This window comes from Streptomyces sp. NPDC017448, assembly GCF_044330565.1.
In the GTDB taxonomy this organism is placed as follows: domain Bacteria; phylum Actinomycetota; class Actinomycetes; order Streptomycetales; family Streptomycetaceae; genus Streptomyces.
On record NZ_JBIRLM010000003.1, the window covers coordinates 208,154 to 234,463 of the forward strand.

21 protein-coding genes and 5 tRNA genes are annotated in these 26,310 nt (G+C 70.9%); 16 read left to right on the forward strand and 10 right to left on the reverse strand.

The window, feature by feature from the left end; all coding sequences use genetic code 11:
- The first annotated feature begins 207 nt into the window (after positions 1–207).
- The 3 genes from ACH4K1_RS08210 to ACH4K1_RS08220 all read left to right on the forward strand — a co-directional run bounded on the left by ACH4K1_RS08210 (position 208) and on the right by ACH4K1_RS08220 (position 6,240).
- A complete protein-coding gene (locus tag ACH4K1_RS08210) occupies positions 208–4,077 on the forward strand; it encodes an endo-alpha-N-acetylgalactosaminidase family protein (protein ID WP_398087724.1) in 3,870 nt (1,289 codons plus the stop codon).
- 307 nt (positions 4,078–4,384) lie between these two features.
- Positions 4,385–5,968 (forward strand): acyl-CoA carboxylase subunit beta, encoded by a 1,584-nt coding sequence (locus tag ACH4K1_RS08215; protein WP_398087726.1) that lies wholly within the window; start codon positions 4,385–4,387, stop codon positions 5,966–5,968.
- 68 nt (positions 5,969–6,036) lie between these two features.
- Positions 6,037–6,240, forward strand: a complete 204-nt coding sequence (locus ACH4K1_RS08220; RefSeq protein WP_018960133.1) for an acyl-CoA carboxylase subunit epsilon — start codon at positions 6,037–6,039, stop codon at positions 6,238–6,240.
- A 77-nt stretch (positions 6,241–6,317) separates the two neighbouring features.
- Here the strand turns inward: ACH4K1_RS08220 and ACH4K1_RS08225 are convergent, their stop codons facing one another.
- The 8 genes from ACH4K1_RS08225 to ACH4K1_RS08260 form a co-directional block, all read right to left on the reverse strand.
- On the reverse strand, positions 6,318–6,899 hold the full coding sequence (locus ACH4K1_RS08225; RefSeq protein WP_014048542.1) for an ATP/GTP-binding protein: 582 nt from the start codon (positions 6,897–6,899) through the stop codon (positions 6,318–6,320).
- Complete coding sequence (locus ACH4K1_RS08230) at positions 6,880–7,515, reverse strand: DUF742 domain-containing protein (protein WP_228989964.1); 636 nt, start codon at positions 7,513–7,515, stop codon at positions 6,880–6,882. The genes ACH4K1_RS08225 and ACH4K1_RS08230 overlap by 20 nt, the downstream gene beginning before the upstream one ends.
- Positions 7,516–7,605: 90 nt before the next feature.
- Entirely contained in the window at positions 7,606–8,019 is a 414-nt protein-coding gene (locus tag ACH4K1_RS08235) for a roadblock/LC7 domain-containing protein (protein WP_006127847.1), read from the reverse strand.
- A gap of 10 nt (positions 8,020–8,029) precedes the next feature.
- Positions 8,030–11,275: a nitrate- and nitrite sensing domain-containing protein gene (locus ACH4K1_RS08240; protein WP_398087727.1), complete on the reverse strand. Its 3,246-nt coding sequence runs from the start codon at positions 11,273–11,275 to the stop codon at positions 8,030–8,032.
- 361 nt (positions 11,276–11,636) lie between these two features.
- Complete coding sequence (locus tag ACH4K1_RS08245; protein WP_073771585.1) at positions 11,637–12,218, reverse strand: ATP/GTP-binding protein; 582 nt, start codon at positions 12,216–12,218, stop codon at positions 11,637–11,639.
- Positions 12,199–12,606, reverse strand: a complete 408-nt coding sequence (locus ACH4K1_RS08250) for a DUF742 domain-containing protein (protein WP_003966010.1) — start codon at positions 12,604–12,606, stop codon at positions 12,199–12,201. Before ACH4K1_RS08250 ends, ACH4K1_RS08245 begins: the two co-directional genes overlap by 20 nt.
- Positions 12,607–12,740: 134 nt before the next feature.
- Positions 12,741–13,154, reverse strand: coding sequence for a roadblock/LC7 domain-containing protein (locus tag ACH4K1_RS08255; RefSeq protein ID WP_006127850.1), 414 nt, complete (start codon positions 13,152–13,154; stop codon positions 12,741–12,743).
- Positions 13,155–13,163: 9 nt separating this feature from the next.
- Entirely contained in the window at positions 13,164–16,940 is a 3,777-nt protein-coding gene (locus ACH4K1_RS08260) for a nitrate- and nitrite sensing domain-containing protein (RefSeq protein WP_398087729.1), read from the reverse strand.
- 582 nt (positions 16,941–17,522) lie between these two features.
- Between ACH4K1_RS08260 and ACH4K1_RS08265 the strand changes: the two genes are divergently transcribed.
- The 9 genes from ACH4K1_RS08265 to ACH4K1_RS08305 all read left to right on the forward strand — a co-directional run bounded on the left by ACH4K1_RS08265 (position 17,523) and on the right by ACH4K1_RS08305 (position 21,486).
- Entirely contained in the window at positions 17,523–17,705 is a 183-nt protein-coding gene (locus tag ACH4K1_RS08265) for a hypothetical protein (protein ID WP_398087731.1), read from the forward strand.
- A gap of 140 nt (positions 17,706–17,845) precedes the next feature.
- The gene (locus tag ACH4K1_RS08270; protein ID WP_228989960.1) at positions 17,846–18,631 is read left to right on the forward strand and encodes a fumarylacetoacetate hydrolase family protein; all 786 of its coding nucleotides are present in this window, start codon (positions 17,846–17,848) and stop codon (positions 18,629–18,631) included.
- Complete coding sequence (gene gltX / locus ACH4K1_RS08275) at positions 18,624–20,099, forward strand: glutamate--tRNA ligase (RefSeq protein ID WP_398087732.1); 1,476 nt, start codon at positions 18,624–18,626, stop codon at positions 20,097–20,099. Before ACH4K1_RS08270 ends, gltX begins: the two co-directional genes overlap by 8 nt.
- Positions 20,100–20,197: 98 nt before the next feature.
- Positions 20,198–20,917 carry an HAD family hydrolase gene (locus ACH4K1_RS08280; protein WP_398087734.1) on the forward strand — a complete coding sequence of 240 codons (720 nt, stop codon included), beginning with the start codon at positions 20,198–20,200 and terminating at the stop codon, positions 20,915–20,917.
- Between the two features lie 87 nt (positions 20,918–21,004).
- Positions 21,005–21,076: transfer RNA gene (locus ACH4K1_RS08285), tRNA-Gln, on the forward strand.
- A 28-nt stretch (positions 21,077–21,104) separates the two neighbouring features.
- A tRNA-Glu gene (locus ACH4K1_RS08290) sits at positions 21,105–21,177 on the forward strand.
- A gap of 60 nt (positions 21,178–21,237) precedes the next feature.
- Positions 21,238–21,310, forward strand: a tRNA-Glu gene (locus tag ACH4K1_RS08295).
- A gap of 12 nt (positions 21,311–21,322) precedes the next feature.
- A tRNA-Gln gene (locus ACH4K1_RS08300) sits at positions 21,323–21,394 on the forward strand.
- 19 nt (positions 21,395–21,413) lie between these two features.
- Positions 21,414–21,486, forward strand: a tRNA-Glu gene (locus ACH4K1_RS08305).
- 66 nt (positions 21,487–21,552) lie between these two features.
- Here ACH4K1_RS08305 and ACH4K1_RS08310 read toward each other — a convergent pair.
- Positions 21,553–22,194 (reverse strand): MerR family transcriptional regulator, encoded by a 642-nt coding sequence (locus ACH4K1_RS08310; protein WP_398087735.1) that lies wholly within the window; start codon positions 22,192–22,194, stop codon positions 21,553–21,555.
- A gap of 87 nt (positions 22,195–22,281) precedes the next feature.
- Between ACH4K1_RS08310 and ACH4K1_RS08315 the strand changes: the two genes are divergently transcribed.
- Positions 22,282–22,875 carry a DUF4188 domain-containing protein gene (locus tag ACH4K1_RS08315; protein WP_398087737.1) on the forward strand — a complete coding sequence of 198 codons (594 nt, stop codon included), beginning with the start codon at positions 22,282–22,284 and terminating at the stop codon, positions 22,873–22,875.
- Between the two features lie 85 nt (positions 22,876–22,960).
- Here the strand turns inward: ACH4K1_RS08315 and ndgR are convergent, their stop codons facing one another.
- Entirely contained in the window at positions 22,961–23,677 is a 717-nt protein-coding gene (ndgR, locus tag ACH4K1_RS08320) for an IclR family transcriptional regulator NdgR (protein WP_026237628.1), read from the reverse strand.
- A gap of 174 nt (positions 23,678–23,851) precedes the next feature.
- Between ndgR and leuC the strand changes: the two genes are divergently transcribed.
- The 3 genes from leuC to ACH4K1_RS08335 all read left to right on the forward strand — a co-directional run bounded on the left by leuC (position 23,852) and on the right by ACH4K1_RS08335 (position 26,207).
- Positions 23,852–25,279, forward strand: a complete 1,428-nt coding sequence (gene leuC, locus ACH4K1_RS08325) for a 3-isopropylmalate dehydratase large subunit (protein WP_398087739.1) — start codon at positions 23,852–23,854, stop codon at positions 25,277–25,279.
- 2 nt (positions 25,280–25,281) lie between these two features.
- Positions 25,282–25,875: a 3-isopropylmalate dehydratase small subunit gene (gene leuD, locus ACH4K1_RS08330; protein ID WP_073771577.1), complete on the forward strand. Its 594-nt coding sequence runs from the start codon at positions 25,282–25,284 to the stop codon at positions 25,873–25,875.
- Between the two features lie 104 nt (positions 25,876–25,979).
- Positions 25,980–26,207: a hypothetical protein gene (locus ACH4K1_RS08335; RefSeq protein WP_073771576.1), complete on the forward strand. Its 228-nt coding sequence runs from the start codon at positions 25,980–25,982 to the stop codon at positions 26,205–26,207.
- Positions 26,208–26,310 lie beyond the last annotated feature (103 nt).

Consider the following 26,310-nt stretch of genomic DNA (forward strand, 5'->3'; position numbering starts at 1 on the left):
AAGCGGTACTTGCCGGATGCGAGTGGGTGCGAACCGCGGCCGTCCCGGCACCGCCCCCGCCAAGAGGTGAACGCGCCGTCGCGGCGGCCCGCCCCACCGCCCCCACCGCCCCGACTTGGACTAACGCACCGGGGTTGTTGGACGGAGTCGGCCCCCGGAGGCGATGTCCGTTGACGGTGTCCGGACGCGGCGACTACTCAAGGGGCCATGTCGTCAAGATTCCCTCGCCCCGGCCTGGTCGCCGCGGCCTCCGCAGCCGTTCTGGCGCTCGTGGGGGCCGCCCTCCCCGCCGCGGCCGCCGATCCGTCCCCCTCACCGGCCGGGGCGGCCCGGGCCGCCGGGTCCGCCGTCATCGGCTCCGACCGGCTCGCCGTCGCCGTCGCCGACGACTTCCCGCGCGTCCTGTCGTACACCGACCGGGCGAGCGGCGCACAGCTGCTCGGCAGCGTCCGGCCGGTCACCGCGGTCACCCTCAACGGGACCGCCCACCCGGTGAAGCTCAAGGGCAAGCCGGAGTTCAGCCGGTCCGCCGCCCGCTACACCCTGGTCTTCGACTCGCTGCCGGGCGTCGAGATCGACGCCTCGCTCACCGTCTCCGGGCGGGCCACCACGTTCAAGGTGACCGCCGTCCGCGACACCGCCGCGTTCCGGGTCGGCACCATCGACATCCCCGGCCACGACCTGATCTCCGTCGGGTCCGCCGAGCCGGGGGCCGCCACCGCGTTCACCAGGCTCGACCCGGACTCCACCCGCACCGCCGACGTCTTCGCCGAGGTCACCGGCGGGACCAAGCCCGACTCCGCGCCCGTCGGGGCCAGTTACGCGATCCTCAACACCGGCTCGCTGGCCGCCGCGATCGAATCCAACTCCTCGTACGACAAGCCCTCCGGGGCCGCCGGCGGCGACGACGCCCGCTTCTGGCACCAGGCGCGCACCGAGGGCGACGGCGGTGTCCGGGTCGGCGTCTGGTCCGGCCAGTGGACCTACCGGGGCGAGGGCGCGCCGAAGCCCGAGAGCGGCGAGAACCTGCCGTGGGCCAAGGTCGTCGTCACCCCCGACGCCAATGGGGACAAAGCCGTCGACTGGCAGGACGGGGCCGTCGCCTTCCGCTCGATCGGCGTCACCGCCCCCGGCAGCGAGGCCACCCCCGACCGGGTCGTCACCCACATCCCGTTCAACTTCGCCAGCCAGGCCACCCACCCCTTCCTGCGCACCCTGGACGACGTCAAGCGCGTCTCGAAGGCCACCGACGGCCTCGGCCAGCTCGCCGTCCTCAAGGGGTACGGCTCCGAGGGCCACGACTCCGCCCACCCCGACTACGGCGGCAACTACAACAAGCGGGCCGGCGGGCTGAAGGACCTCAACACCCTGCTCGAACAGGGCGAGAAGTGGGGCGCCGACTTCGGCGTCCACGTCAACGCCACCGAGTCCTACCCGGAGGCCAACGCCTTCTCCGAGCAGCTGGTGGACAAGACCAAGCCCGGCTGGAACTGGCTCAACCAGAGCTACTACATCGACCAGCGCCGCGACATCAACAGCGGCGACCTGGCCACCCGCTTCCAGCAGCTGCGCGACGAGACCCACGAGAACCTCGACTTCCTCTACATCGACGTCTACTACACCCACGGCTGGATCGCCGACAAGACGATCCAGGCGGTGCAGAAGCAGGGCTGGACCGTCGGCACCGAGTGGGCCGACAAGTTCGAACGCGCCTCCCTCTGGTCGCACTGGGCCAACGACCTCAACTACGGCGGGGCCACCAACAAGGGCCTGAACTCGCAGATCATCCGGTTCATCCGCAACGGCGAGAAGGACGTCTGGAACAACCACCCGGTCCTCGGCCAGACCGCCCTGGAGGACTTCGAGGGCTGGACCGGCGAGACCGACTGGAACGCCTTCACCGCCAACATCTGGCAGAAGAACCTCCCCGCCAAGTACCTCCAGCAGCAGGAGATCACCCGCTGGGACGGCAACGACATCACCTTCACCGGCGGGGTGCGCGGCACGGTCGAGAACGGTGAGCGGACCTTCTACGACCAGGGCCGCAAGGTGCTCAGCGGCACCGACTACCTGTTGCCCTGGGACGGCGGGAAGAAGTTCTACCACTACAGCGGGTCCGGCGGGACCAGCAGCTGGGAGGTGCCCGGCAAGGGCCCGTACACCCTCTACAAGCTGAGCGACGACGGACGCGAGAAGGTCGCCACCGTCCGCCCCGCCAACGGGAGGATCACGCTCACCGCCGACGCCGGGCAGGCGTACGTCCTCTACCCGGACCGCGCGCCGAAGGAGGCCCGGGCCGACTGGGGCCACGGCACCGGCGTCGAGGACCCCGGCTTCAACGACCGCGGCCTGAAGGGCTGGACGAAGACCGGGGCGGTCGTCCGCCACACCGACGACCAGGGCCGCAACAGCGCCGAACTCTCCGGTACGGGCACGGCGGCCCTCGCCCAGAAGGTCACCGGTCTCCGGCCCGGCAAGCGGTACACCGCCTCCGCCCTGATCGAGGTCGAGCCCGGCGCGACCCGGCGCACCACGCTCAGCGCCGGAGGCGGGTCGGTCGCCGTCGAACGCTCCACGGCGAAGGACTACGTCGCCGCGTCCGACTGGCACGGCACCCACTTCCAGCGCGCCAAGGTGAACTTCACCGCCCCCGCCAACGGCCGCACCACCCTGCGGATCGAGGCGGCGGCCGGCTCCGCGGCGAAGGTCCGCGCCGATGACGTACGGATCGTCGAGAACGCCCCCGCCACCCGCGCCGGCGCCCTGGCGTACGAGGACTTCGAGGCCGTCGACCAGGGCTGGGGCCCCTTCCTCAAGGGCGACGCGGGCGGCTCCACCGACCCCCGCACCAGCATCTCCCAGCTCCACGCCCCGTACACCCAGTCCGGCTGGAACGGGAAGCTGGTCGACGACGTGCTCGGCGGCAAGGAGTCCCTCAAGTCCCACGAGGAGAACACCGGCCTCGTCTACCGCACCGCGCCCTGGACCGTCCCGATGAAGGACGGCCACCGCTACCGGGTCGAGTTCGACTACCAGTCCAGCCACGCGGGCGCGTACAGCTGGGTGGAGGGCTACGACCGGGTCGCCGGCGGCAAGGCCGTCTCCACCGAGACCCGGGCCACCCCCATCGGGCAGCAGCGCACCACCGGGCAGTTCAGCCGGACGCTGACCGCGGGCTGCGGCGACACCTGGACCGGGCTGCGGAAGCTGCCCGGCGCACCCGGGGGCGCGGACTTCGTGCTCGACGGCTTCACCGTCACCGACCTCGGCCCCGCCCCCGCCGGAGAAGAGGCCGTCTGCGGCACGCTCGGCCTGACCGCCGGGGCCGAGGCCCTGGAGCCGGGCGCCCCGAACACCGTGAAGGCGACCTTCGGCAACGACGAGGCGACCCCCGCCACCGGTGTGAAGCTCGCGCTGACCGTGCCCGAGGGATGGCGGGCCGAGCCGGCGGGCCCGGTCGCGTTCGACGCGGTCGCCCCGGGCGCGAAGGTCACCGGAAGCTGGCGCGTCACCCCGCCGGTGGACGCCCCCTACGACACGTACACGCTGGAGGCGAAGGCCGCGTACGCCGTCGAGGGAGCCGGCCGCACGCTCGGCGCGACGGCCTCGGTCCGCACCCTCCCGCCGCCGCCTGCCCGGGACAGCTGGGTCAGCGACCTGGACTGGACGTCCTCGCAGAACGGTTGGGGGCCGGTCGAGCGCGACCGGTCCAACGGGGAGGCCGGGCCCGGCGACGGCGGCCCGCTGAAGATCGGCGGCGTCGCCTACGACAAGGGGCTGGGCACGCACGCCCCGGCGAAGATCCGCTACTACCTGGGCGGGAAGTGCACTTCCCTCACCGCCGAGGTGGGGGTGGACGACGTCCAGACGAGCCGCGGCAGCGTCCGCTTCTCGGTCACCGCGGACGGTGCGGAGAAGGTGTCGTCGCCCGTGCTGGGCGCGGCCGACGCCGCCTGGAAGCTCACCGCCGACGTCAGCGGCGCGAAGTATGTCGAGCTGATCGTCCAGGACGGTGGCGACGGCAACGGCAACGACCACGCGGACTGGGGCAACGCCCGCTTCCACTGCGGAAGTTGATGACGGCCGTCGATACGGCCGCCACCCCGGCCCGGTAGCGCGGCAGGGGCGGCCCCGACCACGGGACCGCCCCTGCCGCACGCCGTCCCCGCGGCGCGGGAGGTTGCGGGGAGGATGGTCGGCCCCCTCCGCGCGCTGTGGCCCACCGCACAGATCGCTTTGTGGGATTCCCATAACGCGGGGCGGCGTTTCGCTGGTGGATCGCCTGCACGGCGACATGGTTCTGTTCACTCCCACCACGAAACCGGGCAGGAGACTGTACGGAACCGACGGCGCGGATTCTTGGCCGGGTTCGTAGGGTCGATGCATGACCGTTGTGGACGAGACCCAGGGTGAGTCGAGCGACGCCCGAGGCCGGGTGGCCGAACTGCTGGCCCTGCGCGAGCGGGCGCGGCGCGGACCGAGCGAGCGGGCGACCGAGGCGCAGCACGCCAAGGGCAAGCTGACCGCGCGGGAGCGGATCGAGCTGCTGCTGGACCCGGGTTCGTTCAAGGAGGTCGAGCAGCTGCGCCGGCACCGGGCGACCGGCTTCGGCCTGGAGGCGAAGAAGCCCTACACCGACGGCGTCATCACCGGCTGGGGCACGGTCGAGGGCCGCACGGTCTTCGTCTACGCGCACGACTTCCGGATCTTCGGCGGGGCGCTGGGCGAGGCCCACGCCACGAAGATCCACAAGATCATGGACATGGCCATCTCGGCCGGAGCGCCGCTGGTCTCGCTGAACGACGGCGCCGGCGCCCGTATCCAGGAGGGCGTCTCCGCGCTCGCCGGCTACGGCGGCATCTTCCAGCGCAACACCCGGGCCTCCGGCGTCATCCCGCAGATCAGCGTGATGCTCGGCCCCTGCGCGGGCGGCGCGGCCTACAGCCCCGCCCTCACCGACTTCGTGTTCATGGTCCGCGAGACCTCGCAGATGTTCATCACCGGACCCGACGTCGTCAAGGCGGTCACCGGCGAGGAGATCACCCAGAACGGCCTCGGCGGCGCGGACGTCCACGCCGAGACCTCCGGCGTCGCGCACTTCGCGTACGACGACGAGGAGACCTGCATCGCGGAGGTCCGCTACCTCATCGGGATGCTGCCGTCCAACAACCGCGAGAACCCGCCGACGGTCGAGAGCGACGACCCCGCCGACCGGCGCGGCGACGTCCTGCTGGACCTGGTCCCGGCCGACGGCAACCGCCCGTACGACATGCACAAGGTGATCGAGGAGCTCGTCGACGACGGCGACTACCTGGAGATCCACGAGCGCTGGGCCCGCAACATCATCTGCGCCCTGGCCCGCCTCGACGGCCAGGTCGTCGGCATCGTCGCCAACCAGCCGCAGGCGCTGGCGGGCGTGCTGGACATCGAGGCGTCCGAGAAGGCCGCTCGCTTCGTCCAGATGTGCGACGCGTTCAACATCCCGATCATCACCCTTCTGGACGTCCCCGGCTTCCTCCCGGGCGTCGACCAGGAGCACGGTGGGATCATCCGCCACGGCGCCAAGCTCCTGTACGCCTACTGCAACGCCACCGTGCCGCGGATCTCGCTGATCCTGCGGAAGGCCTACGGAGGCGCGTACATCGTCATGGACAGCCAGTCCATCGGGGCCGACCTGACCTACGCCTGGCCCACCAACGAGATCGCCGTGATGGGCGCCGAGGGCGCGGCCAACGTCATCTTCCGCCGCCAGATCGCCGAGGCCGAGGACCCCGAGGCCATGCGCACCCGCATGGTCAAGGAGTACAAGGCCGAGCTGATGCACCCCTACTACGCGGCCGAGCGCGGCCTCGTCGACGACGTCATCGACCCCGCCGAGACCCGCGAGGTGCTCATCGCCTCGCTCGCCATGCTCCGCAACAAGCACGCCGACCTGCCGTCCCGCAAGCACGGCAACCCCCCGCAGTAGTCGCCCGCCGCGGCGCGACCCGCCGCACGGTCCACGACACCCTGCCGAGAAGACGGAGACACCCCGCCATGAGCCTGACGTCCGCCGAGTCCGTCCTGCGCGTCGAGAAGGGTCACGCCGACCCCGAGGAGCTGGCGGCCATCACCGCCGTCCTGATGGCCCGCGCCGCCGCCCGGCCCGCCGCCCCCGCCCACCGCGGCCGGGACACCGCCGGCTGGCGCCGCCTGGAGCGCACGCCGGGCTTCCGCGCCCCGCACAGCTGGCAGGGCTGACCCCCTCGCACCCCGTACGCGGAAGGGCCCCGCACTCCGAGGAGTGCGGGGCCCTTCCGCGTACGGCACCGGGACGTCTAGCGCAGGCGCGCCATCAGGGCGTGCTCGACCAGCGTGATGAGCGCGCTCTTGGCGTCCGCGCGGTGGCGGGCGTCCGTCGTCAGGATCGGGGTGTCCGGCCCGATCTGGAGCGCTTCGCGGACCTCGTCGGGGGTGTAGGGCTGGTGTCCGTCGAAGCCGTTGAGGGCGATGACGAAGGGGAGTCCGCTGTTCTCGAAGTAGTCGACGGCGGGGAAGCAGTCGGCGAGGCGGCGGGTGTCGACGAGGACGACGGCGCCGATGGCGCCGCGGACCAGGTCGTCCCACATGAACCAGAAGCGGTCCTGGCCGGGTGTACCGAAGAGGTACAGGATCAGGTCCTGGTCGAGCGTGATGCGGCCGAAGTCCATGGCCACCGTGGTGGTGGTCTTGTCCCCGGTGTGGGTCAGGTCGTCGATGCCCGCCGAGGCGGAGGTCATCACGGCTTCGGTGCGCAGCGGGTTGATCTCCGACACGGCACCGACAAACGTGGTCTTACCCACGCCGAAGCCCCCTGCCACCACGATCTTCGCCGAGGTAGTGGAGCGGGCCGCTCCGCCGCTAGAGCTTGCGAAGTCCACTGAGCACCCTTTCGAGCAGTGTCACATCTGGCTGGCCGCCGGCGGCCTCGTCGCCGCCGGGCTGATGGATGGCGACGAGTCCGGCCTCGGCCAGGTCGGCGACGAGGATCCGGGCAACGCCGAGGGGGATCGAGAGAAGGGCCGAGATCTCGGCGACCGACTTGATCTCGATGCAGAGCCGGCAGATCCGCTGGTGCTCGGGCAACTGCCCCTGCAGCCGGGACGGATCGGCCGTGGTGCTGACCAGCGCCTCGATGGCGAGCTGGTACCGCGGCCGGGTCCGGCCGCCGGTCATGGCGTACGGACGGACCAGCGGGTTGTGCGCGGCGGGCTTGGCGGGCTCGGGAGCCTGCCGCTGCTGCACCGGCTGAATGTGCGGCTGCCGGGGCGCGTCGTACCGCTGTTGCTGCGGCCACCCCGCCCCCGGCTGCTGCGGAGGCCACTCGGACCCCGGGGCCCCGTGACCGCCCTGGGCCTGCTGCGGCTGCTGATATGGCTGGTACTGCCCGGAGCCCTGGCCATCGGGTACGGCAGGGAAGCCGAAACGGTTGTCGCCGTGCTCACCCGGAACGCTCTGGTCACCGTTGTAGGGGTGCCCGCCTGTGGGTGCTGCCACGTTTCCTCCTCCGACTGCCGGTCGCCGATCCCAGTGGGGCCGCGCCACCGCACTGTATGGCGCGGTGGCGAGAAACGCACTGTCTGTCTACTAGTTAAGAAGACTTCCCTGGAGTTCGGCGCGGAGGTCCGGAGTCAGGACGCTGCCCGCGCGGTCCACCAGAAGGGCCATCTCGTACCCGACCAGACCGATGTCGGCGTCCGGGTGGGCCAGAACGGCGAGCGAGGACCCGTCGGAGATGGACATGATGAAGAGGAATCCACGCTCCATCTCCACAACGGTCTGGTTCACGGCGCCGCCCTCGAAGATCCGCGAGGCGCCCGCGGTCAGCGACGTCAGACCGGAGGCGACAGCCGCCAACTGGTCGGCGCGGTCGCGCGGGAATCCCTCGGACATCGCCAGCAGGAGTCCGTCGGCGGAGACCACCACCGTGTGCGACACCCCGGGGGTGTTGTCCACGAAGTTGGTGATCAACCAGTTGAGATTCTGCGCCGCCTGGCTCATCGGGCTCACACTAACGCTCCTGGTTGTAGGTGGTACTGCTGTCCGACCCCGCGCTGCGTCCCCGCTGGATCCCCCGCCGCAGATTGCTCAACCTGCCGCGGACGTCCTCGGGGGCGCGGGAGACCTGTGGGCCGCCCTGCTGGGTCTGCTCCGCCGTGCCCTCGATCAGGTTGGCCTTGGGCACGCGCCGGGGGAGGCCGGAGGGGGTGATTCCGCCCGCCTTCGGCTCGCGGAGCTTCTCGGCCCGCTCCCAGCGCTCGTCGTTGGTCGAGCGCCAGTCGCCGGAGCCGTCCCCGTCGGTCTGCGGTTCCTGCCGCGGTTCCTGCTCCGGGCCGGTCGCCGGAGCCGGAGCGGGCCGGTCGTCCCCCCGGCCGCCGGGCTGCCAGTGCTGCTGACCGCCGCGGCGGGGCAGACCGGCTTCGGTCAACTCGTGGCCGACGTCCGGGGCGGTCCCCGGACGGTCGAAGCCTACGCGCTCCGAAGGCTCCGCGGGCGTGCTCGCGACAGATTCCGGTTCGGCGGGGGCGATCGGCTCATAAGTGTTCTGGAAACCACTCTGAACTGGCCAGTCGTCCTGGTGGGACGGGTCCGCGGAGGTCGCGTACGGGTCGGCGTACCGGCCCTGCCCGCCGTCCGGAGCGGCATATGCCGCTTCCGCGTAACCCTCCGCCCCGTGCTGGGACTCCGGGTGCCGGTGGGCGCCCGGCTGCTGCGCGTAGCCGTCCTCGGCCCCGTACTGCTGCTGCTCGTACGGCCCCTGGTACGGCTGTGCCTGCTGCTGCCCGAACCGGTCCTGGCCGTACTGTTCGTCGCCGTAGCCCGGCTGCGGCTGCTGCTGACCGGTGTACGGATCGCCCGCGTACGGCTCCGGTGCGTAACCCGGCCGCTCCCGGGCGTCGCCGTCGAACGGGCCGCCCGCGCCCGTCTGGGCCTCCAGGGCCGCCCGGCGCTCCTCGCGCATCAGGGAGCGTCCGACCGGGTCCAGCCGGGCCGGGTCCGCCGGCGCCTCGTAGCGCGAGTCGTCGAAGCCCAGCTCCGCCGCCGTGCGCATCGCGGCCGGCTGCGGGGCCTCCTCGAAGGCCTGCTGCTGCTCGGGGATGATCGAGGAGACGGTGAAGTCGTCCTGCCCGCCGGACTGTTCGCCGCCGCCACCGTGGGTGATGGCCTCGGGGAGCATGACCAGCGAAGTGGTGCCGGCCTGCTCGCCCGAGGGGCGCAGCTGGACCCGGATGCCGTGCCGGTCGGCCAGCCGGCCGACCACGAAGAGGCCCATGCGCTGCGACACCGCGGCGTCCACGGTCGGCGGGTTGGCCAGCTTGTGGTTGATGTCGGCGAAGTCCTCGGCGGTGAGGCCGATGCCCTTGTCGTGGATCTCGATCATCACACGGCCGTCGGGCAGCCGGGTCGCGGTGACCCTGACCTTGGTCTGCGGCGAGGAGAACGTGGTGGCGTTCTCCAGCAGCTCGGCCAGCAGGTGCACGAGGTCGGTCACGGACCGGCCGTGGATCTCGGCCTCGGGGACGCCGGACAGCTCGACGCGCTCGTACGACTCCACCTCGGAGGAGGCGGCGCGCAGGACGTCCACCAGGGGGACCGGCTGGTCCCAGCGGCGGCCGGGCTCCTCGCCGGCGAGGATGAGGAGGTTCTCACCGTTGCGGCGCATGCGGGTCGCCAGGTGGTCCAGCTTGAAGAGGCTCTCCAGCTGGTCCGGGTCGGCCTCGTTGTTCTCCAGGCCGGTGATGAGGGTCAGCTGGCCCTCGATGAGCGACTGGTTGCGGCGCGAGAGGTTGGTGAAGATCGCGTTGACGTTGCCCCGCAGCATGGCCTGCTCGGCGGCGAGCCGGACGGCCTCGCGGTGCACCTGGTCGAAGGCGCGGGCGACCTCGCCGATCTCGTCCCGGGTGGTGATCGGGATCGGCTGCACCCGGGTGTCGACCCGGCCCGGGTCGGTCCGCGAGAGCTGGTCGACGAGGGTGGGCAGCCGCTGCTCGGCGATGGAGAAGGCGGCGGTCCGCAGCCGGCGCATCGAGCGGCTCATCTGGCGGGCCATGAGCCCGGCCAGGACGAACGCGGCGAGCAGCGCGATGACGACGATGAGGCCGTTGACGACGGCGTCGTTCCTGGCGTCGGCGGAGATGCTCGCGGCCTCGTCCACCGCCTTGGTCACCAGCTCGTCCTCGACGGTGGAGTACCCCTCGAACTTCGCGGTCGCCGCGGCCATCCAGGTCTCGGGCGTGATGCCCTTCTTCGCCAGCTCCTCCGGGTCCTGCCCCTTGCCGATCTCCCGCGCCATGCCGTCGAAGACCGAGCCGTCGATGCTGGGCGGGGCGACGAAGGGCTCGCCGGCGGCCTCGGCCCGCGCCTTGGCGGCCTTGAGCTGCTTGGCGCCCTCGGCGGCCTTGCCGGCCATGACCTGCTTGAGCCGGTCGACGTCGGCCTGGGTGCCACCGGAGTTGAACTCCCCGAGGGCGATCTGCTCCAGGTAGTTGTACGAGCCGAACGCCTTGACCTGGTCGTCGTAGGTGCCCGGCTTCTTGCTCGGGCGGACCAGGAGGTGCATGCCGATTGAGCGCTGAAGCGATTCTGCGGCCTTGGACAGCTCCAGCGCGTAGACGGTGCGGCCGTAGCTGGTGATGTTGCCGGTGCCGAGACCCAGCTCGTTGGAGAACTCCATCAGCGAGTGCTGGATCTGGACGTAGCCCTCTTCGGTCTTCACCGGGTCCAGAGCCTGCGCATAGGCGACCTTGCGCAGCTCGGGGAGCTTGGGCTCCTCGCCCCGGAACAACTTCAGCCGCCGCTCCAGGCCCGGCTTGGAGGGCAGGTCCTTCACCGCGGCGTCGAACTTCCGCGCCGCCTCGTCCGTGGTGGTGCGGGCCTCCTCGACCACGTCGGCGTCACGGTCGCCCGAGAGCAGGGGCTGGGCGGTGAGGTCCCGCTCGTTCAGCAGCGCCTGGCCGTAGTGGGAGGCGGCGCGCACGACGACCGCGATCTTCTCGGCCTCCTGGGCCTCGCCCCAGGTGTCGATGGACCCCTTCACCTGGAAACCGCCCATGATGAGGCCGACCAGTACGGGGATGAGGAGGATCGCGTTCAGCCGGGTGGCCACGCGCCAGTTGCGCGGGGACAGCCGGTGGGAGCCGCCGCCATCGGCGGACGCCGTGCCGGGCGCCTGCGCGCGGGGCGTCTCGGCGCGCGACGGCGGGGTGAAGTTGCCCCGCTCGGGCTGCGCCGCGGAGCCCTCGTTGCTTCGCCTCACTCGACCAACAACCTCTCGGCGTCGGCACCTACGCTGTGCCGGTTCATTCGTTCAGGGCCGTACTACTGGGGAGTTCGTCGCATTGCAGCACGGGGACCGGCCCCGTTCCAAACACTCGGAATCTCACATTCCGAGTGGCCCAGACCTCAGATAAAACGGGCATAAAGAACGAGCCCCGCCAAAAGGCGGGGCTCATGTGAGCGCAGTGGCATCGAATGGATGCGTCGGGTGGCGGAGTGCGGTCAATTCTCTGTCGAAACGTTATGAACACGGGGGCGGATCGTGTCAAACGACACAGGCCGCCCCCGTGTGACTACGGCAACTTCCGTACACCGCTATCGACTTGTGCCTGGTAGGAGAACTACTTCAGGCGTGCCATCAGAGCGTGCTCGACCAGAGTGATCAGGCCGCTCTTGGCGTCCGCGCGGTGGCGGGCGTCGGTGGTGATGATGGGAGCGTCCGGCCCGATCTGGAGCGCTTCGCGGACCTCGTCGGGGGTGTAGGGCTGGTGTCCGTCGAAGCCGTTGAGGGCGATGACGAAGGGGAGTCCGCTGTTCTCGAAGTAGTCGACGGCGGGGAAGCAGTCGGCGAGGCGGCGGGTGTCGACGAGGACGACGGCGCCGATGGCGCCGCGGACCAGGTCGTCCCACATGAACCAGAAGCGGTCCTGGCCGGGTGTACCGAAGAGGTACAGGATCAGGTCCTGGTCCAGGGTGATGCGGCCGAAGTCCATGGCCACCGTGGTGGTGGTCTTGTCCCCGGTGTGGGTCAGGTCGTCGATGCCCGCCGAGGCGGAGGTCATCACGGCTTCGGTGCGCAGCGGGTTGATCTCCGACACGGCTCCGACGAACGTGGTCTTGCCCACGCCGAAGCCGCCCGCCACCACGATCTTCGCCGAGGTGGTGGCGCGGTTCGAACCGCCGTTAGAGCTTGCGAAGTCCACTGAGCACCCTTTCGAGCAGTGTCACATCCGGCGCGCCGCCGGCCTCTCCGTTGCCCGGCTGGTGGATGGCCACCATGCCGGCTTCCGCCAGGTCCGCCACCAGGATCCGGGCGACGCCGAGCGGCATCGACAGCAGCGCTGAAACCTCCGCCACCGACTTGACCTCACGGCAGAGGTGGCAGATCCGCTGGTGCTCGGGGAGCAGGGTTCCCAGGTGAGCGGGGTCTGCCGTGGTGCTGACCAGTGCCTCTATCGCGAGCTGGTAGCGCGGCCGGGTCCGGCCGCCGGTCATGGCGTAGGGGCGTACCAGCGGCTGGTCGCCTTCACCGTCGTACGACGCGTGGTGCAGAGCGCCGTACGGATCGGGTGAGGCGGGTGGCGGGGTCATGAATCCTCCGGGCGTGACGGCAGGTTCTCGGCTTGCCGTCTGCAAGGGGCCGGTGAGGGGCTGAAGCGGCCTGTCGGGTGAGGGTTGTGGGCATTACCTGGGGGGATCGTGTCGTGAATCCGCTGCAAGGCCGCCTAGTGGAGCAGACTGCCTTGGAGCTCGGCGCGGAGGTCGGGCGTGAGGACGGTGCCCGCACGGTCGACCAGGAGGGCCATCTCGTACCCGACCAGACCGATGTCGGCGTCCGGGTGGGCGAGGACGGCCAGCGACGAACCGTCGGAGATGGACATGAGGAAGAGGAATCCCCGCTCCATCTCCACAACCGTCTGGCTGACGGCGCCGCCCTCGAAGATCCGGGACGCGCCCGCGGTCAGCGAGGTGAGGCCCGACGCCACGGCGGCGAGCTGGTCGGCGCGGTCGCGCGGGAATCCTTCGGACATCGCCAGCAGCAAGCCGTCCGCGGAGACCACCACCGTGTGGGACACCCCTGGGGTGTTGTCCACGAAGTTGGTGATCAGCCAGTTCAGATTCTGCGCGGCCTGACTCATGGGGCTCAACTAACGCTCCTGCTGGTGAGTGGGGCCGAGTTGGAAACTGCCGGTCTGCGAGCCGTTGTTGGCCTGCCGACCCTGCTGGATGCCCCGGCGGAGATTGGTCAGACGACCGCGTACGTCATCGGGCGCACGCGATACCTGAGGTCCGGACTGGTGATTCTGCTGCTGAGCCGTCCCCGGAACCAAATTGGCGCGGGGAACGCGGCGGGGCAGCCCGGAAGTGGTGACCCCGCCGGCGGCCGGCTTCTTGACCCGTTCGGCCTGGCGTACGAGTTCGTCGTTGGGCGAGGCCCGCCACGAACTGGTGGCCGAGGAATCGTTCGCACCGCGCTGCGGCAGGGACGGAACCGGCGTACCGGGCGCCTCCGGAGCGGTCGGCGCCTGCGGTTCGGCGGGCTGCTGGCCGCCCTGGCCCGGACCGTGGAACCAGTTGGTCTCCAGGGTGTCGTACAGCGGCGTACGGCCGTCCCCGGGCCCGGCCGGAGGCAGGGCCTCCGGCTGCTGCGGCAGCGCGGGCCGGTACGGAGCCTCGCCTGCCGGGGAGGCGGACGGACGCGGCGCACCGAAGTCGTTGCCGCCCTCCGGACCGCGCGGACGCGGCGCGGGCAGCTGCTGGCCCCGGTCGTACGAGCCCTGGCCCTGCTGGTCGTGGTCGGGCCGGTTCTGGTTCGGCTGCTGCGGGGCGCCGAAGTCCGGCAGGGCGAACTGCGCGGTGCTCGCCGGGTCCTGGCCCTGGCCCTGGCCGGGGCCCTGCTGGTAGGACCGGTCCTGCGACGCCTGCGGGGCCGAGAAGTCGGGCCGGGCGAACTCGGAGGTGGCTCCCGGACCCTGCTGGTCGCCGATCGGCCAGTCGTCGACCGGCCGCTGGTTCCGCGGGGCGTCGAACGGGTCCTGGCCGGGGCCCGACGGGCGGGAGAACTGCCCGGTCGCGTCGTGCTCCTCGTGACCGCGCGGTGTGTCGGCGCCCCAGCTCGGGGCCGCGGGCCGCTGCGGCTGCGGGTTGCCGCCGGGCAGCTCGGCGCGCGGACCGCCGGTCGGCGGCAGCTGACGGCCGGGGCCGCCGGACTGCGGGAAACCGCCCTGCTCCGGCCGGCCCTGGGGCTGCTGCGCTCCGGGGGACTGCTGGGCCGAGGGGTTCTGCTGGTTCTGCTGGTTCGCCTGGTTCTGCCAGCCGGACGGGCCCTGCTGGTTCTGCGGCGCGAACGGGCCGGTACGGCCGTTCTGCCCGGGGGCGGGCGGCGCGCCGTGGCCGAACAGGTTGGGCTGCGCGGCCCCGTCGTTCTGACCGCGCGCGCCGGCCCGGGCGCCGTTGCCGAAGGCGCCGGCGAGGCCGCCGCCCTGGCGCTGGGGAGCCGGGCCCTGGGCCGGGAAGTCCTGGGCCGGGCCGCCGGTGTTCGGCCGGCCGCCCTGCGGCTGTCCCGGTCCGCCGTCCCGGGACGGCAGCGCCGCCCGGGGGCCGGAACCGGCGCCGACCTGGCCGCGCTGGGCGCCGCCGCCGAGGCCCTTGGCGCCCGGACCGCCGCCGAGGCCGGTGCGCTGGCCGCTGCCCGCGCCGTTCCCGTTGCCGGCGAGGAGGCCGCCCGGAGCGCCGGGCTGCTGCCCGGGGCCCTGCTTGGACGGGGGCTGCTTGCCACCGTGCGCGACGTCGACGGGCAGCATGACCAGCGCGGTCGTACCGCCGGAGTCGGAGGGGCGCAGCTGGATGCGGATGCCGTGGCGCAGCGAGAGCCGGCCGACCACGAAGAGGCCCATGCGGCGGGAGACGGAGACGTCCACCGTCGGCGGCTGCGCGAGCCGCTCGTTGATCGCGGCGAGGTCCTCGGGGGAGAGGCCGATGCCGGTGTCGTGGATCTCGACGAGGACGCGGCCGTCGGGCAGCGCGTGACCGGTGACCTTGACCTTCGTCTGCGGCGAGGAGAACGACGTGGCGTTCTCCAGCAGCTCGGCGAGCAGGTGCACGAGGTCGTTGACGACCCGGCCGGCGACCTCGGTGGCGGGCACCGCGGACAGCTCGATGCGCTCGTACTGCTCCACCTCGGAGGCGGCGGCGCGGAGCACGTCGACCAGCGGGACGGGCCGGGTCCACCGGCGTCCCGGCTCCTCGCCCGCGAGGACGAGGAGGTTCTCGCCGTTCCGGCGCATACGGGTCGCGAGGTGGTCGAGCTTGAAGAGCGAGGACAGCTGGTCCGGGTCGGCCTCGCGGGACTCCAGCTCGGAGATGAGCGAGAGCTGGCGCTGGATGAGGCCCTGGGAACGCCGCGAGAGGTTGGTGAACATCGCGTTGACGTTGCCCCGGAGGAGGGCCTGCTCGGCGGCGAGGCGGACGGCCTCGCGGTGCACGTCGTCGAAGGCCGCGGCCACCTGGCCGATCTCGTCCCGGGAGTGCACGCCGACGGACTCGACGGAGGTGTCCACGTCCTGCGGGTCGGTCTCGGAGAGCTGCTTGACGAGCTCGGGCAGCCGGTCCTGGGCGACGCGGGTGGCGGTGTCCTGGAGGCGGCGCAGCGAGCGGATCATGGAGCGGGCCACCACGAAGGCGCCGACGAGCGAGACGCCGAGCACGATGAGGATGACCGCACCGTTGATGATCGCCTCGCGCTGGGACGCCTGGCGCAGCTCGCGGGCCTTGGCCTCCATGTCGCTGAGGAGGGTGGCCTCGATCGTCTCCATGGCCTTGATCTTGATGGTGCTCTGGTCGTACCAGTCCAGGTACGACCGGACCTGCTTGCCCTCGATCCCGTTCGTGGTGCTCAGGATGCGCTTGGCGTACATGTTCCCGGCGTTGATCTCCGGGTTGCCGTTGTCCAGGGGCGCCAGGAGCTCCTCGGCGCTCTCCCCGGTCGAGGCGTAGATCTGCTTGAACGACAGGAGGGCGCGGGACTCCTTCTCCAGCGCGTTGTGGCCGAACTGCCGGTCGTTCGGGTTGAGGTGCGGCTCCTTGACCGAACCGCCGGGCAGCGCCGCGGCGATGATCGCGCGCTGGACCGAGGCGTACTCCTTGGCGGAGGAGAACGCCGCCAGGGCCCGGGTCCGCTTGATCATGTCCGGGTTGCTGGTCGCCTGCGCCATGTCCTGCGAGAGGCTCAGCAGCGAGGTGATCAGCTGGTTGTACTGGTCGACCGTGTTGAGACTCGGAGAGCCCTCTTCGTACGCCGTCTTGCGGATCGTCCGGATGTTGCCGAGCTGGGAGGCGATCGACGAGACGCTCGCGTGGATGCTCTCCAGCGACTCGTCGCCGTCGGGGTCGCCGATGCTGTCGGTGTCGCTGAGGAAGGCGTCCTTGGCGCGGTCGGTCTTGTCGCGGGGCCCGGTGACCTTGTAGTCGGTGGGCTTGGACTTGTTCGACAGCGGTCCGGCCGACTGGTCGCGCTCCGCCTGGAGCGCCTGGGCGAGCGCGGTCGCCTGCGTGGTCATCCTCGTCAGCAGCTGCATGTGCTCCAGCTGCTGCATGTCGGTCATGGACTCGTTGATCCGCAGCCCGCCCAGGCTGGTCGCGGCGACCACCGGGAGGGCGAGGAGCGAGACCAGGCGCGTGCTGATGCGCCAGTTGCGGAGCGCTATGCGCGAGCCCGTGTCGACCGGGCCGCGGGCCGGTGCCGGAGTGCCGGACTCCGCTCCTTCGGCCGTCGTGGAGCCCGGGCGCTGCGCACGGTCGCCGTTGTCGCCGACAGCGGCCGACCCGGGGTTCTGGGCGTGCTGGGGCGAGGAACCGCGGTCGGTCCCGCCGTGCGGCTCCTGTTCCGCCGGAGCGCTGCCATCCCTCTTGAAACGTCCCTGCACTAGCGTCGCAACCTCTGGACCAGGCGTTCCGCCCGCGTGTGCGGACGAGAACGGTGTCGGCGTAGTGGGGCGCTGGGCGCGCCCCATAGGTGGTCGTGTGAGTGACCGGCGTACTTCCCCTCCCGCCGCCACTCGGCGCTGCATCGCGCCCTGCGCGCCGGCCTTGAAACCGCGGCGGTGCGTGGAATTCCAGCACAGTGAAGGATCTCCAACAAGGGCCGCGTATCGGGCCGTGATCTCCATGACCCGTTGTGATGAACAGGTGACAAGTAGTACAACGCGATCATGGGCAAAGTGGACCATTACGGAGGATTTACCTGGGGGTCAGGGGTGTCCCAGTCGCGATGATCGGGAGCGGAATAGTGGATTCAGTGGTGCAATGTCCGTTTTCTGGATCAAGGTCGGCTGTCCGGTATGGGGCGATTGTCGAATAGTTCGTGAGCAAACTCACATGAAGATCGTCGGCTCTTCCCCTCTTCGGCGGGGAATCGGATGTTTAGCCTGACGCTTTACAGGGATGGCGTATCCGACAAGCCGGCGCCGCGACGAGCGGCGCCCTCACCGACAGGGTCCTGACCGCATATGAAGACGACGACCATGTTCCGCACCACTGCCAACCCCCGGCGCACCACGCTGGCGCACCTCCAGGACGCCGCGGAGCTGCAGACGCCGCCCCGGCCGGAGCACGCCGCCGAACTGCCGAACGTCACGGCCAACCCGCGCCGCACCATCCTCATGGAAGCCCCGGTCGCGCCCGCCCGCTAGCCCCCTCCGGTGCGCGGTGGGCCCCTTGCCGGCACCGACGCCCCGCCCGACCCGGTTTGCCCCGGAAGGGGCGCCGGGCGAGGCGATAGCCTGGAGCGTCAGTCTTCAGCCAGCAAGCAAGTGAGGGGCGACAGCATCCCGTGCGCATCGCCAGGTTCTCCATCGACGGCAATGTCGCCTTCGGCGCCGTCGAGGGACAGGGCACCGTGGAATCCGGTGACCTCGTCCTCGACATCATCAAGGGCATCCCGTACGCCGACTTCGAGCTCTCGGGCACCAAGGTCCCCCTGAACAAGGTCCGGCTGCTGCCCCCCGTCCTCCCCAACAAGGTCGTGGCCGTCGGCCGCAACTACGCGGAGCACGCCGCCGAACTCGGCCACGAGGTCCCCGAAGCGCCGATCACCTTCTTCAAGCCCACCACCTCGGTGATCGGCTCCGGCGACGCGATCGAGTACCCCTCCTTCTCCGACGAGCTGCACCACGAGGCCGAGCTGGCCGTGGTCATCGGCCGCATGTGCCGTGAGGTCCCCCGCGAGCGCGTCAAGGACGTCGTCCTCGGCTACACCTGCGCCAACGACGTCACCGCCCGCGACGTGCAGCGGCGCGAGAAGCAGTGGGCCCGCGCCAAGGGCTTCGACACCGCCTGCCCGCTGGGCCCCTGGGTGGAGACCGACGTGGACCCCCACGACCTCACCGTCCAGGCGACGGTCAACGGCGAACAGCGCCAGCTCGGCCGCACGAGCGACATGATCCGCTCCGTCGAGGAGCTGGTCGTCCACATCTCGGAGGCCATGACGCTGCTCCCGGGCGACGTCATCCTCACCGGCACCCCCGCGGGGGTCGGCCCCCTGCACGTCGGCGACGAGGTCGCCGTCACCATCGAAGGCATCGGCACTCTCACCAACAAGGTGATCAAGCGTGGCTAACGCACCTGTACGCGTCCGTTTCTGTCCCTCCCCGACCGGCAACCCCCATGTGGGCCTGGTCCGGACGGCGCTGTTCAACTGGGCCTTCGCCCGGCACCACCAGGGCACCCTGGTCTTCCGGATCGAGGACACCGACGCGGCGCGCGACTCGGAGGAGTCCTACCAGCAGCTGCTCGACTCGATGCGCTGGCTGGGCCTGGACTGGGACGAGGGCCCCGAGACCGGCGGCCCGCACGCCCCCTACCGCCAGTCGCAGCGGATGGACCTGTACAAGGACGTCGCCGAGAAGCTGCTCGCCGCCGGCTACGCCTACCCCTGCTACTGCACCACCGAGGAGCTGGACACCCGCCGCGACGCCGCCCGCGCCGCCGGGAAGCCCTCCGGTTACGACGGCCACTGCCGCGACCTCACCGCCGAGCGGAAGGCCGCGTACGAGGCCGAGGGCCGCGCCTCGATCGTCCGCTTCCGGATGCCCGACGAGGCCATCACCTTCACCGACCTGGTCCGCGGCGAGATCACCGTCCAGCCGGAGAACGTCCCGGACTACGGCATCGTCCGCGCCAACGGGGCCCCGCTCTACACGCTGGTCAACCCGGTCGACGACGCCCTGATGGAGATCACCCACGTCCTGCGCGGCGAGGACCTGCTCTCCTCCACCCCGCGCCAGATCGCCCTGTACCGGGCGCTCATCGAGCTGGGCGTCGCCAAGGACATCCCCGCCTTCGGCCACCTGCCGTACGTCATGGGAGAGGGCAACAAGAAGCTCTCCAAGCGCGACCCGCAGGCCTCCCTCAACCTCTACCGGGAGCGCGGCTTCCTCCCCGAGGGCCTGCTGAACTACCTCTCGCTGCTCGGCTGGTCGATCGCGGAGGACCGCGACATCTTCTCGATGGACGAGCTGGTCGCCGCGTTCGACATCGGTGACGTCAACGCCAACCCGGCCCGCTTCGACCTCAAGAAGTGCGAGCACATCAACGCCGAGCACATCCGCATGCTCGACGTGAAGACCTTCACCGAGGCGTGCGGCCCCTGGCTGAAGGCGCCCTTCGCCCCCTGGGCCCCCGAGGCGTTCGACGCGGAGAAGTGGACCCGGATCGCCCCGTACGCCCAGACCCGGGTCACGGTCCTCTCCGACATCACCGACAACGTCGACTTCCTCTTCCTCGACGAGCCGGTGGAGGACGAGGCGTCCTGGGCCAAGGCGATGAAGGGCGACCCGGTGGCCCTGCTCACCACGGCCCGCGCCCACCTGGAGGCGGCCGACTGGAGCGACCCGGAGTCGCTGAAGAACGCCGTCCTCACCGCCGGCGAGGCCCACGGCCTCAAGCTCGGCAAGGCCCAGGCCCCGGTGCGCGTCGCCGTCACCGGCCGCACCGTCGGCCTGCCGCTCTTCGAGTCCCTGGAGATCCTGGGCCGCGAGAAGAGCCTGGCCCGCGTGGACGCGGCGCTGGCGAAGCTGACCGCGTAAGCGCGCAGGACACCCCGGGAAGGGCCGCAGCCGACCGGCTGCGGCCCTTCCCGCCGTTCGCCCTCCTCGTACCCGGCCGGACGGCTAGCGTGAGATCCATGCCGATCCGTGCCGTGCTCTGGGACATCGACGACACCCTCTTCGACCACACGGGCGCCGACCGCACCGGTATGCGGCAGCACCTGGAGCGCGAGGGGCTGCCTGCGGCGTACGCCTCGGTGGACGTGGCCCTCGACGCCTGGCGGGCGCTGAGCGACCGGCACTGGGCGCGGGCGATCGCCGGCGAGACGGACTTCCCCGGCCAGCGGCGGGACCGGGTGCGGGAATTCCTCTCGCGGGAGCTGGAGGACGCCGAGGCGGAGGCGTGGTTCGGACGCCACGCCGCCCACTACGAGGAGGCGTGGGCGCTCTTCCCGGACGTCCTGCCCGTCCTCGACCTGCTGGCCGGCGGCTACCGCCACGGACTGCTGTCCAACGCCGCCACCCGTCACCAGCACCACAAGCTGACCACGCTCGGCGTCCGCGACCGGTTCGAGACGCTGGTCTGCGCCGTGGAGCTCGGGATCTCCAAACCGCAGGCCGGCGCCTTCCACGCGGCCTGCGAGGCGCTCGCGCTGGAGCCGCACGAGGTGGCGTACGTGGGCGACGAGCCGGACATCGACGCGAGCGGGGCCGTCGCCGCCGGGCTCACCGGGATCTGGCTCGACCGGCGGGGCAGGGGCGGCAGGCCCGATCTCGTGACGATCACCGGGCTCGACCAGCTCCCCGGCCTACTGGCGGGCGATACCCGTTTTGGAGCGCCGGACACCTTCGGGTAATGTTCTTTCTGCGCCGCCCGAGCGGGCCGAAAGGTCCGGCCGGGAAGCGCAGACAGAAGTGAAACCCCTCAGGGGGTTGCATTTCGGTGGGCTATGGTGTAATTGGCAACACTACGGTTTCTGGTACCGTCATTCTAGGTTCGAGTCCTGGTAGCCCAGCGCAGTACGAGCAAGACCAGCAGGACAAGCCCCCGTTGTGTAGCGGCCTAGCACGCTGCCCTCTCACGGCAGTAGCGCCGGTTCGAATCCGGTCGGGGGTACAGATCCTTCCCGCGAGAACATCTGGGTCGCACCCACGTTCTTGATGCAGGATCGCTAGGGCCCCCGTTGTGTAGCGGCCTAGCACGCTGCCCTCTCACGGCAGTAGCGCCGGTTCGAATCCGGTCGGGGGTACTTGTCACACCATGGGCTATGGTGTAATTGGCAACACTACGGTTTCTGGTACCGTCATTCTAGGTTCGAGTCCTGGTAGCCCAGCGCAGTCAGAAGTAACCACGCCCCCGTTGTGTAGCGGCCTAGCACGCTGCCCTCTCACGGCAGTAGCGCCGGTTCGAATCCGGTCGGGGGTACAACGCGGTAGCAAGGCAAGGCCCTCCACCTCGGTGGAGGGCCTTCCTGTTGTTCCGGCAGCCCCCTCACAGGCCGTACCGGCGGGCCGACTCCTCGCTCTGCGCGAGTCGCCGCAGCGACATCAGCAGCGGCTCGTACAGCACCGCCGACGCGACGGCCTTCTCGACCTGCTCGGCCTCCGACTCGTACGCCTCCATCTCGTCCAGGTCATGCATCGCGGCCTGCTCCATGACCCGGGCCTGGCGGCTCAAGTAGCCGATGTCGCACGGGTATCCGAGCCGGACCAGGGTGGCCACCGACGCGACCAGCGAGCGGTGGGCAGGGGAGAGCTCGCCCAACTCCAGTGCGGTCGACCACTCCAACTCCGTGAGCAGTTCTGTCACATGGGCGCGGGCGACGGCGGTCTCCGGGGCGTCCTCGTCGGGCGACGGGCCGTGCGGCAGGGCCCACAGGGCCGCCCCCAGCCGGATCGTGCGGCCCAGCGACTCGTCGTCCACGTGGGCGAGTACCTCGCGGGCCGTTGCCACCGGGAGCCGCCCCACCTGGATCAGCGCCCGGACCAGCCGCAGCCGCCGCAGATGGCTCTCGTCGTACTCCGCTTGCGTCGCGCTCACGCGCAGGCCGGCCGGCAGCAGCCCCTCACGCAGGTAGTACTTGATCGTCGCCGTCGAGACGCCGCTCTGCTTGCTGAGTTCCGAGAGCCGCATGCACTGTGCCTTCCCTTGCGTCGCGTCTTGGACAGTGCCACTATCCCACCCTCGGATAGCGTCACTCTCCAACGAATCGGGGTACGAATGTCCGCGAAACCGATACCGGGCCGCACGACGGCGGGGGCCGAGGGGGACGTCGTGGTCCTGCTCATCGGGATGCGCATCAACCACTTCCGGGGCGTGCACCACTGGCTGCCGGCTCTCGGCGCGATGCTGCGCATGCTACGGGAGCTGGGCAGCAACAAGGAGCGGGGGCTGCTCGGCCACACGCTGCTCACCGGCTCGCCCCGGACGTACTGCGTCGTCCAGTACTGGGAGTCGAAGGAGAAGCTGTACGCCTACGCGGCCGCTCCCGACATGTTCCACCGCAAGGTATGGGCCATCGTCAACCGAAAGGAGAAGGAGTCCCGGCAGCACGTGGGGCTGTGGCACGAGACCTACGTCGTGCCCGAAGGCGGTTACGAGTCCATCTACGCCGACATGCCGGCCCACGGCCTCGCCGCGGCCACGGGCGTGCTGCCGCTCACTGCGCGGGGGCGCCGAGGTGCGGACCGGCTCGCCCACCGATCGTCAGGGCGGAAGCCGGGGCCGGAGCCCGAGCTGGGGGCCGGACAGGGGGAAAGGGCCGCCACGACGTTGGGGCGGCCCGCCGGAAAGGGCGAGGGGGAGGGGGAGTAGCAGGGAGCGCGGCCGCGTATGCGGGCGGCGAGCGGGCCGTCCGCCCGTGCGGGGGCGGTGCTTCCGCGCCGTACGGCGGGGGAGGTCAGCCGCTGCGGCGCAGCGCCTCGCTCAGCCGGGCCGCCGAGTCGATGACCGCCTGGGCGTGCATCCGGCCCGGGTGGCGCGTCAGCCGCTCGATCGGTCCGGAGACCGAGACCGCCGCGACCACCCGGTTGGAGGGGCCGCGCACCGGGGCGGAGACCGAGGCGACGCCCGGCTCGCGCTCACCGATCGACTGGGCCCAGCCCCGCCGCCGTACGCCGGAGAGGGCCGTGGCCGTGAACCGGGCGCCCTGGAGGCCCCGGTGCAGCCGCTCCGGCTCCTCCCAGGCCATCAGGATCTGCGCGGAGGAGCCCGCCTTCATCGTGAGCGTGGAGCCGACCGGCACCGTGTCCCGGAGTCCGGACAGCCGTTCCGCCGCCGCCACGCAGATGCGCATGTCGCCCTGACGGCGGTAGAGCTGGGCGCTCTCGCCGGTGATGTCGCGCAGGTGGGTGAGCACCGGTCCGGCCGTGGCCAGCAGGCGGTCCTCGCCCGCGGCGGCCGCCAGTTCCGACAGCCGCGGGCCGAGGATGAACCGGCCCTGCATGTCCCTCGCCACCATCCGGTGGTGTTCCAGTGCCACGGCCAGTCGATGGGCCGTGGGCCGTGCGAGCCCGGTCGCCGCGACCAGCCCGGCGAGGGTGGCCGGACCGGACTCCAGGGCGCTCAATACCAGAGCCGCCTTGTCGAGAACGCCGACGCCGCTAGAGTTGTCCATACGACGATACTCCCGTCTCACTCTGTGAAACGCAAGTTCAATTTTCCGAGGAAGTTGCGAACCTGTACCGGCGGCCGCACAACGGCTCGCGGCCACCGCCCCGCACGGGGGTCCGGACGGAGGCGCACCGAATCTCTAGTTGGGCCGGCGACGACGCCGGCCGGAGGGAAAGCGATGGGTAGGACACTCGCGGAGAAGGTCTGGGACGACCATGTCGTCCGGCGCGCGGAGGGCGAGCCCGACCTTCTCTTCATCGATCTGCACCTGCTGCACGAGGTGACCAGCCCGCAGGCCTTCGACGGGCTGCGCCAGGCCGGGCGCCGGGTGCGCCGCCTCGACCTCACCATCGCCACCGAGGACCACAACACCCCGACCCTCGACATCGACAAGCCGATCGCCGACCCGGTCTCGCGCGCCCAGCTGGAGACCCTGCGCAAGAACTGCGCGGACTTCGGTGTCCGGCTGCACCCCCTCGGCGACGTCGAGCAGGGCGTCGTGCACGTGGTCGGCCCGCAGCTGGGCCTGACCCAGCCCGGCACCACCGTGGTCTGCGGCGACTCCCACACCTCCACCCACGGCGCGTTCGGCGCACTGGCGTTCGGCATCGGCACCAGCCAGGTGGAGCACGTCCTGGCCACCCAGACGCTGCCGCTGGCCCGCCCGAAGACCATGGCCATCACCGTCGAGGGCGAACTGCCCGACGAGGTCACCGCCAAGGACCTGATCCTGGCGATCATCGCCCGGATCGGCACCGGCGGCGGCCAGGGCTACATCCTGGAGTACCGTGGCTCCGCCATCGAGAAGCTCTCGATGGAGGCCCGGATGACCATCTGCAACATGTCGATCGAGGCCGGCGCCCGCGCGGGCATGATCGCCCCCGACGCCACCACCTTCGACTACCTCAAGGGGCGCGACCACGCCCCCGAGGGCGAGGACTGGGACGCCGCCGTCGCGTACTGGAAGACCTTGCGCTCCGACGACGACGCCGTGTTCGACGCCGAGGTCGTCATCGACGCCGCCGAACTCGCCCCGTTCGTCACCTGGGGCACCAACCCCGGCCAGGGCGCGCCCCTGTCGGCCAGCGTCCCCGACCCGGCCTCGTACGAGGACGCCTCGGAGCGCCACGCCGCCGAAAGGGCCCTGGAGTACATGGGGTTGACCGCCGGACAGCCGCTGCGCGAGATCAGCGTCGACACCGTCTTCGTGGGTTCGTGCACCAACGGCCGCATCGAGGACCTGCGCAACGCGGCCTCGGTCCTGGACGGCCGCAAGGTGGCCGACGGGGTGCGGATGCTGGTCGTCCCCGGCTCCGTCCGGGTCGCCCTCCAGGCCGTCTCCGAGGGGCTGGACAAGGTCTTCACCGAGGCCGGCGCCGAATGGCGGCACGCCGGGTGCTCGATGTGCCTCGGCATGAACCCCGACCAACTGGCCCCCGGCGAGCGCTCCGCCTCGACCTCGAACCGCAACTTCGAGGGGCGGCAGGGCAAGGGCGGCCGCACCCACCTGGTCTCCCCCCAGGTCGCCGCCGCCACCGCCGTACTGGGCCATCTGGCCTCGCCCGCCGACCTGTCCGACGCCCGTACCCCCGCCGGAGTCCGATAGCCATGGAAGCATTCACCAGCCACACCGGCCGGGTCGTCCCGCTGCGCCGCAGCAACGTCGACACCGACCAGATCATCCCCGCCCACTGGCTGAAGAAGGTCACCCGCGACGGGTTCGAGGACGGCCTCTTCGAAGCCTGGCGCAAGGACGAGGACTTCGTCCTCAACCGCCCCGAGCGCCAGGGCGCCTCGGTCCTGGTCGCGGGCCCCGACTTCGGTACGGGCTCCTCCCGCGAACACGCGGTCTGGGCCCTGCAGAACTTCGGCTTCAAGGCCGTCGTCTCCTCCCGCTTCGCCGACATCTTCCGCGGCAACTCGCTGAAGAACGGCCTGCTCACCGTGGTGCTGGAGCAGCCGGTCGTCGACGCCCTCTGGGAGCTGACGGAGGCCGACCCGACCGCTGAGGTGACCGTCGACCTCTCGGCGCGCCAGGTCCGCGCCGAGGGCATCACCGCCGACTTCGAACTGGACGAGAACGCCCGCTGGCGCCTGCTCAACGGGCTCGACGACATCAGCCTCACCCTTCAGAACGAAGCGGACATCGCCGCGTACGAGGCGGCCCGGCCCGCCCACAAGCCGCGTACCATTGCCGCCTGAGCAGCGCTTTTCCAGGACTGCGCCCCCTGCCTCCCGGCAGGGGGCGCAGTCGCTTGTTGAGACCCCGTCGGGCGACAACTCGCCCCAGATGGCACAATCGGTGCATGGAACGCGACAGCCAACTCAAGCTCTATGGCCACGTCGCCGACCAACTGAAGGAAGCGCACGCGAAGGTGCGTGCACTGCAAGTCCCGGAGAGCGTACGGATGGCGCTGACCCGGAAGCTGCTGGTCGTCACGGCTGCGGCGAAGCACGATCTCCCGGACGCGGCAAAGCGTCTGGACCGGTTGATGAAGGACCTCGATGAGGGCCGATTCCCCGAAGGTGACTGACACGTGGAACTGCGCATCGGTCGACTTCGTTGCGGCACTAGGGTGATTAGCCCGTTTCGTGTTTGATTTGCGGTATATATCTGCCTAACGTGCGAAAAAGCTT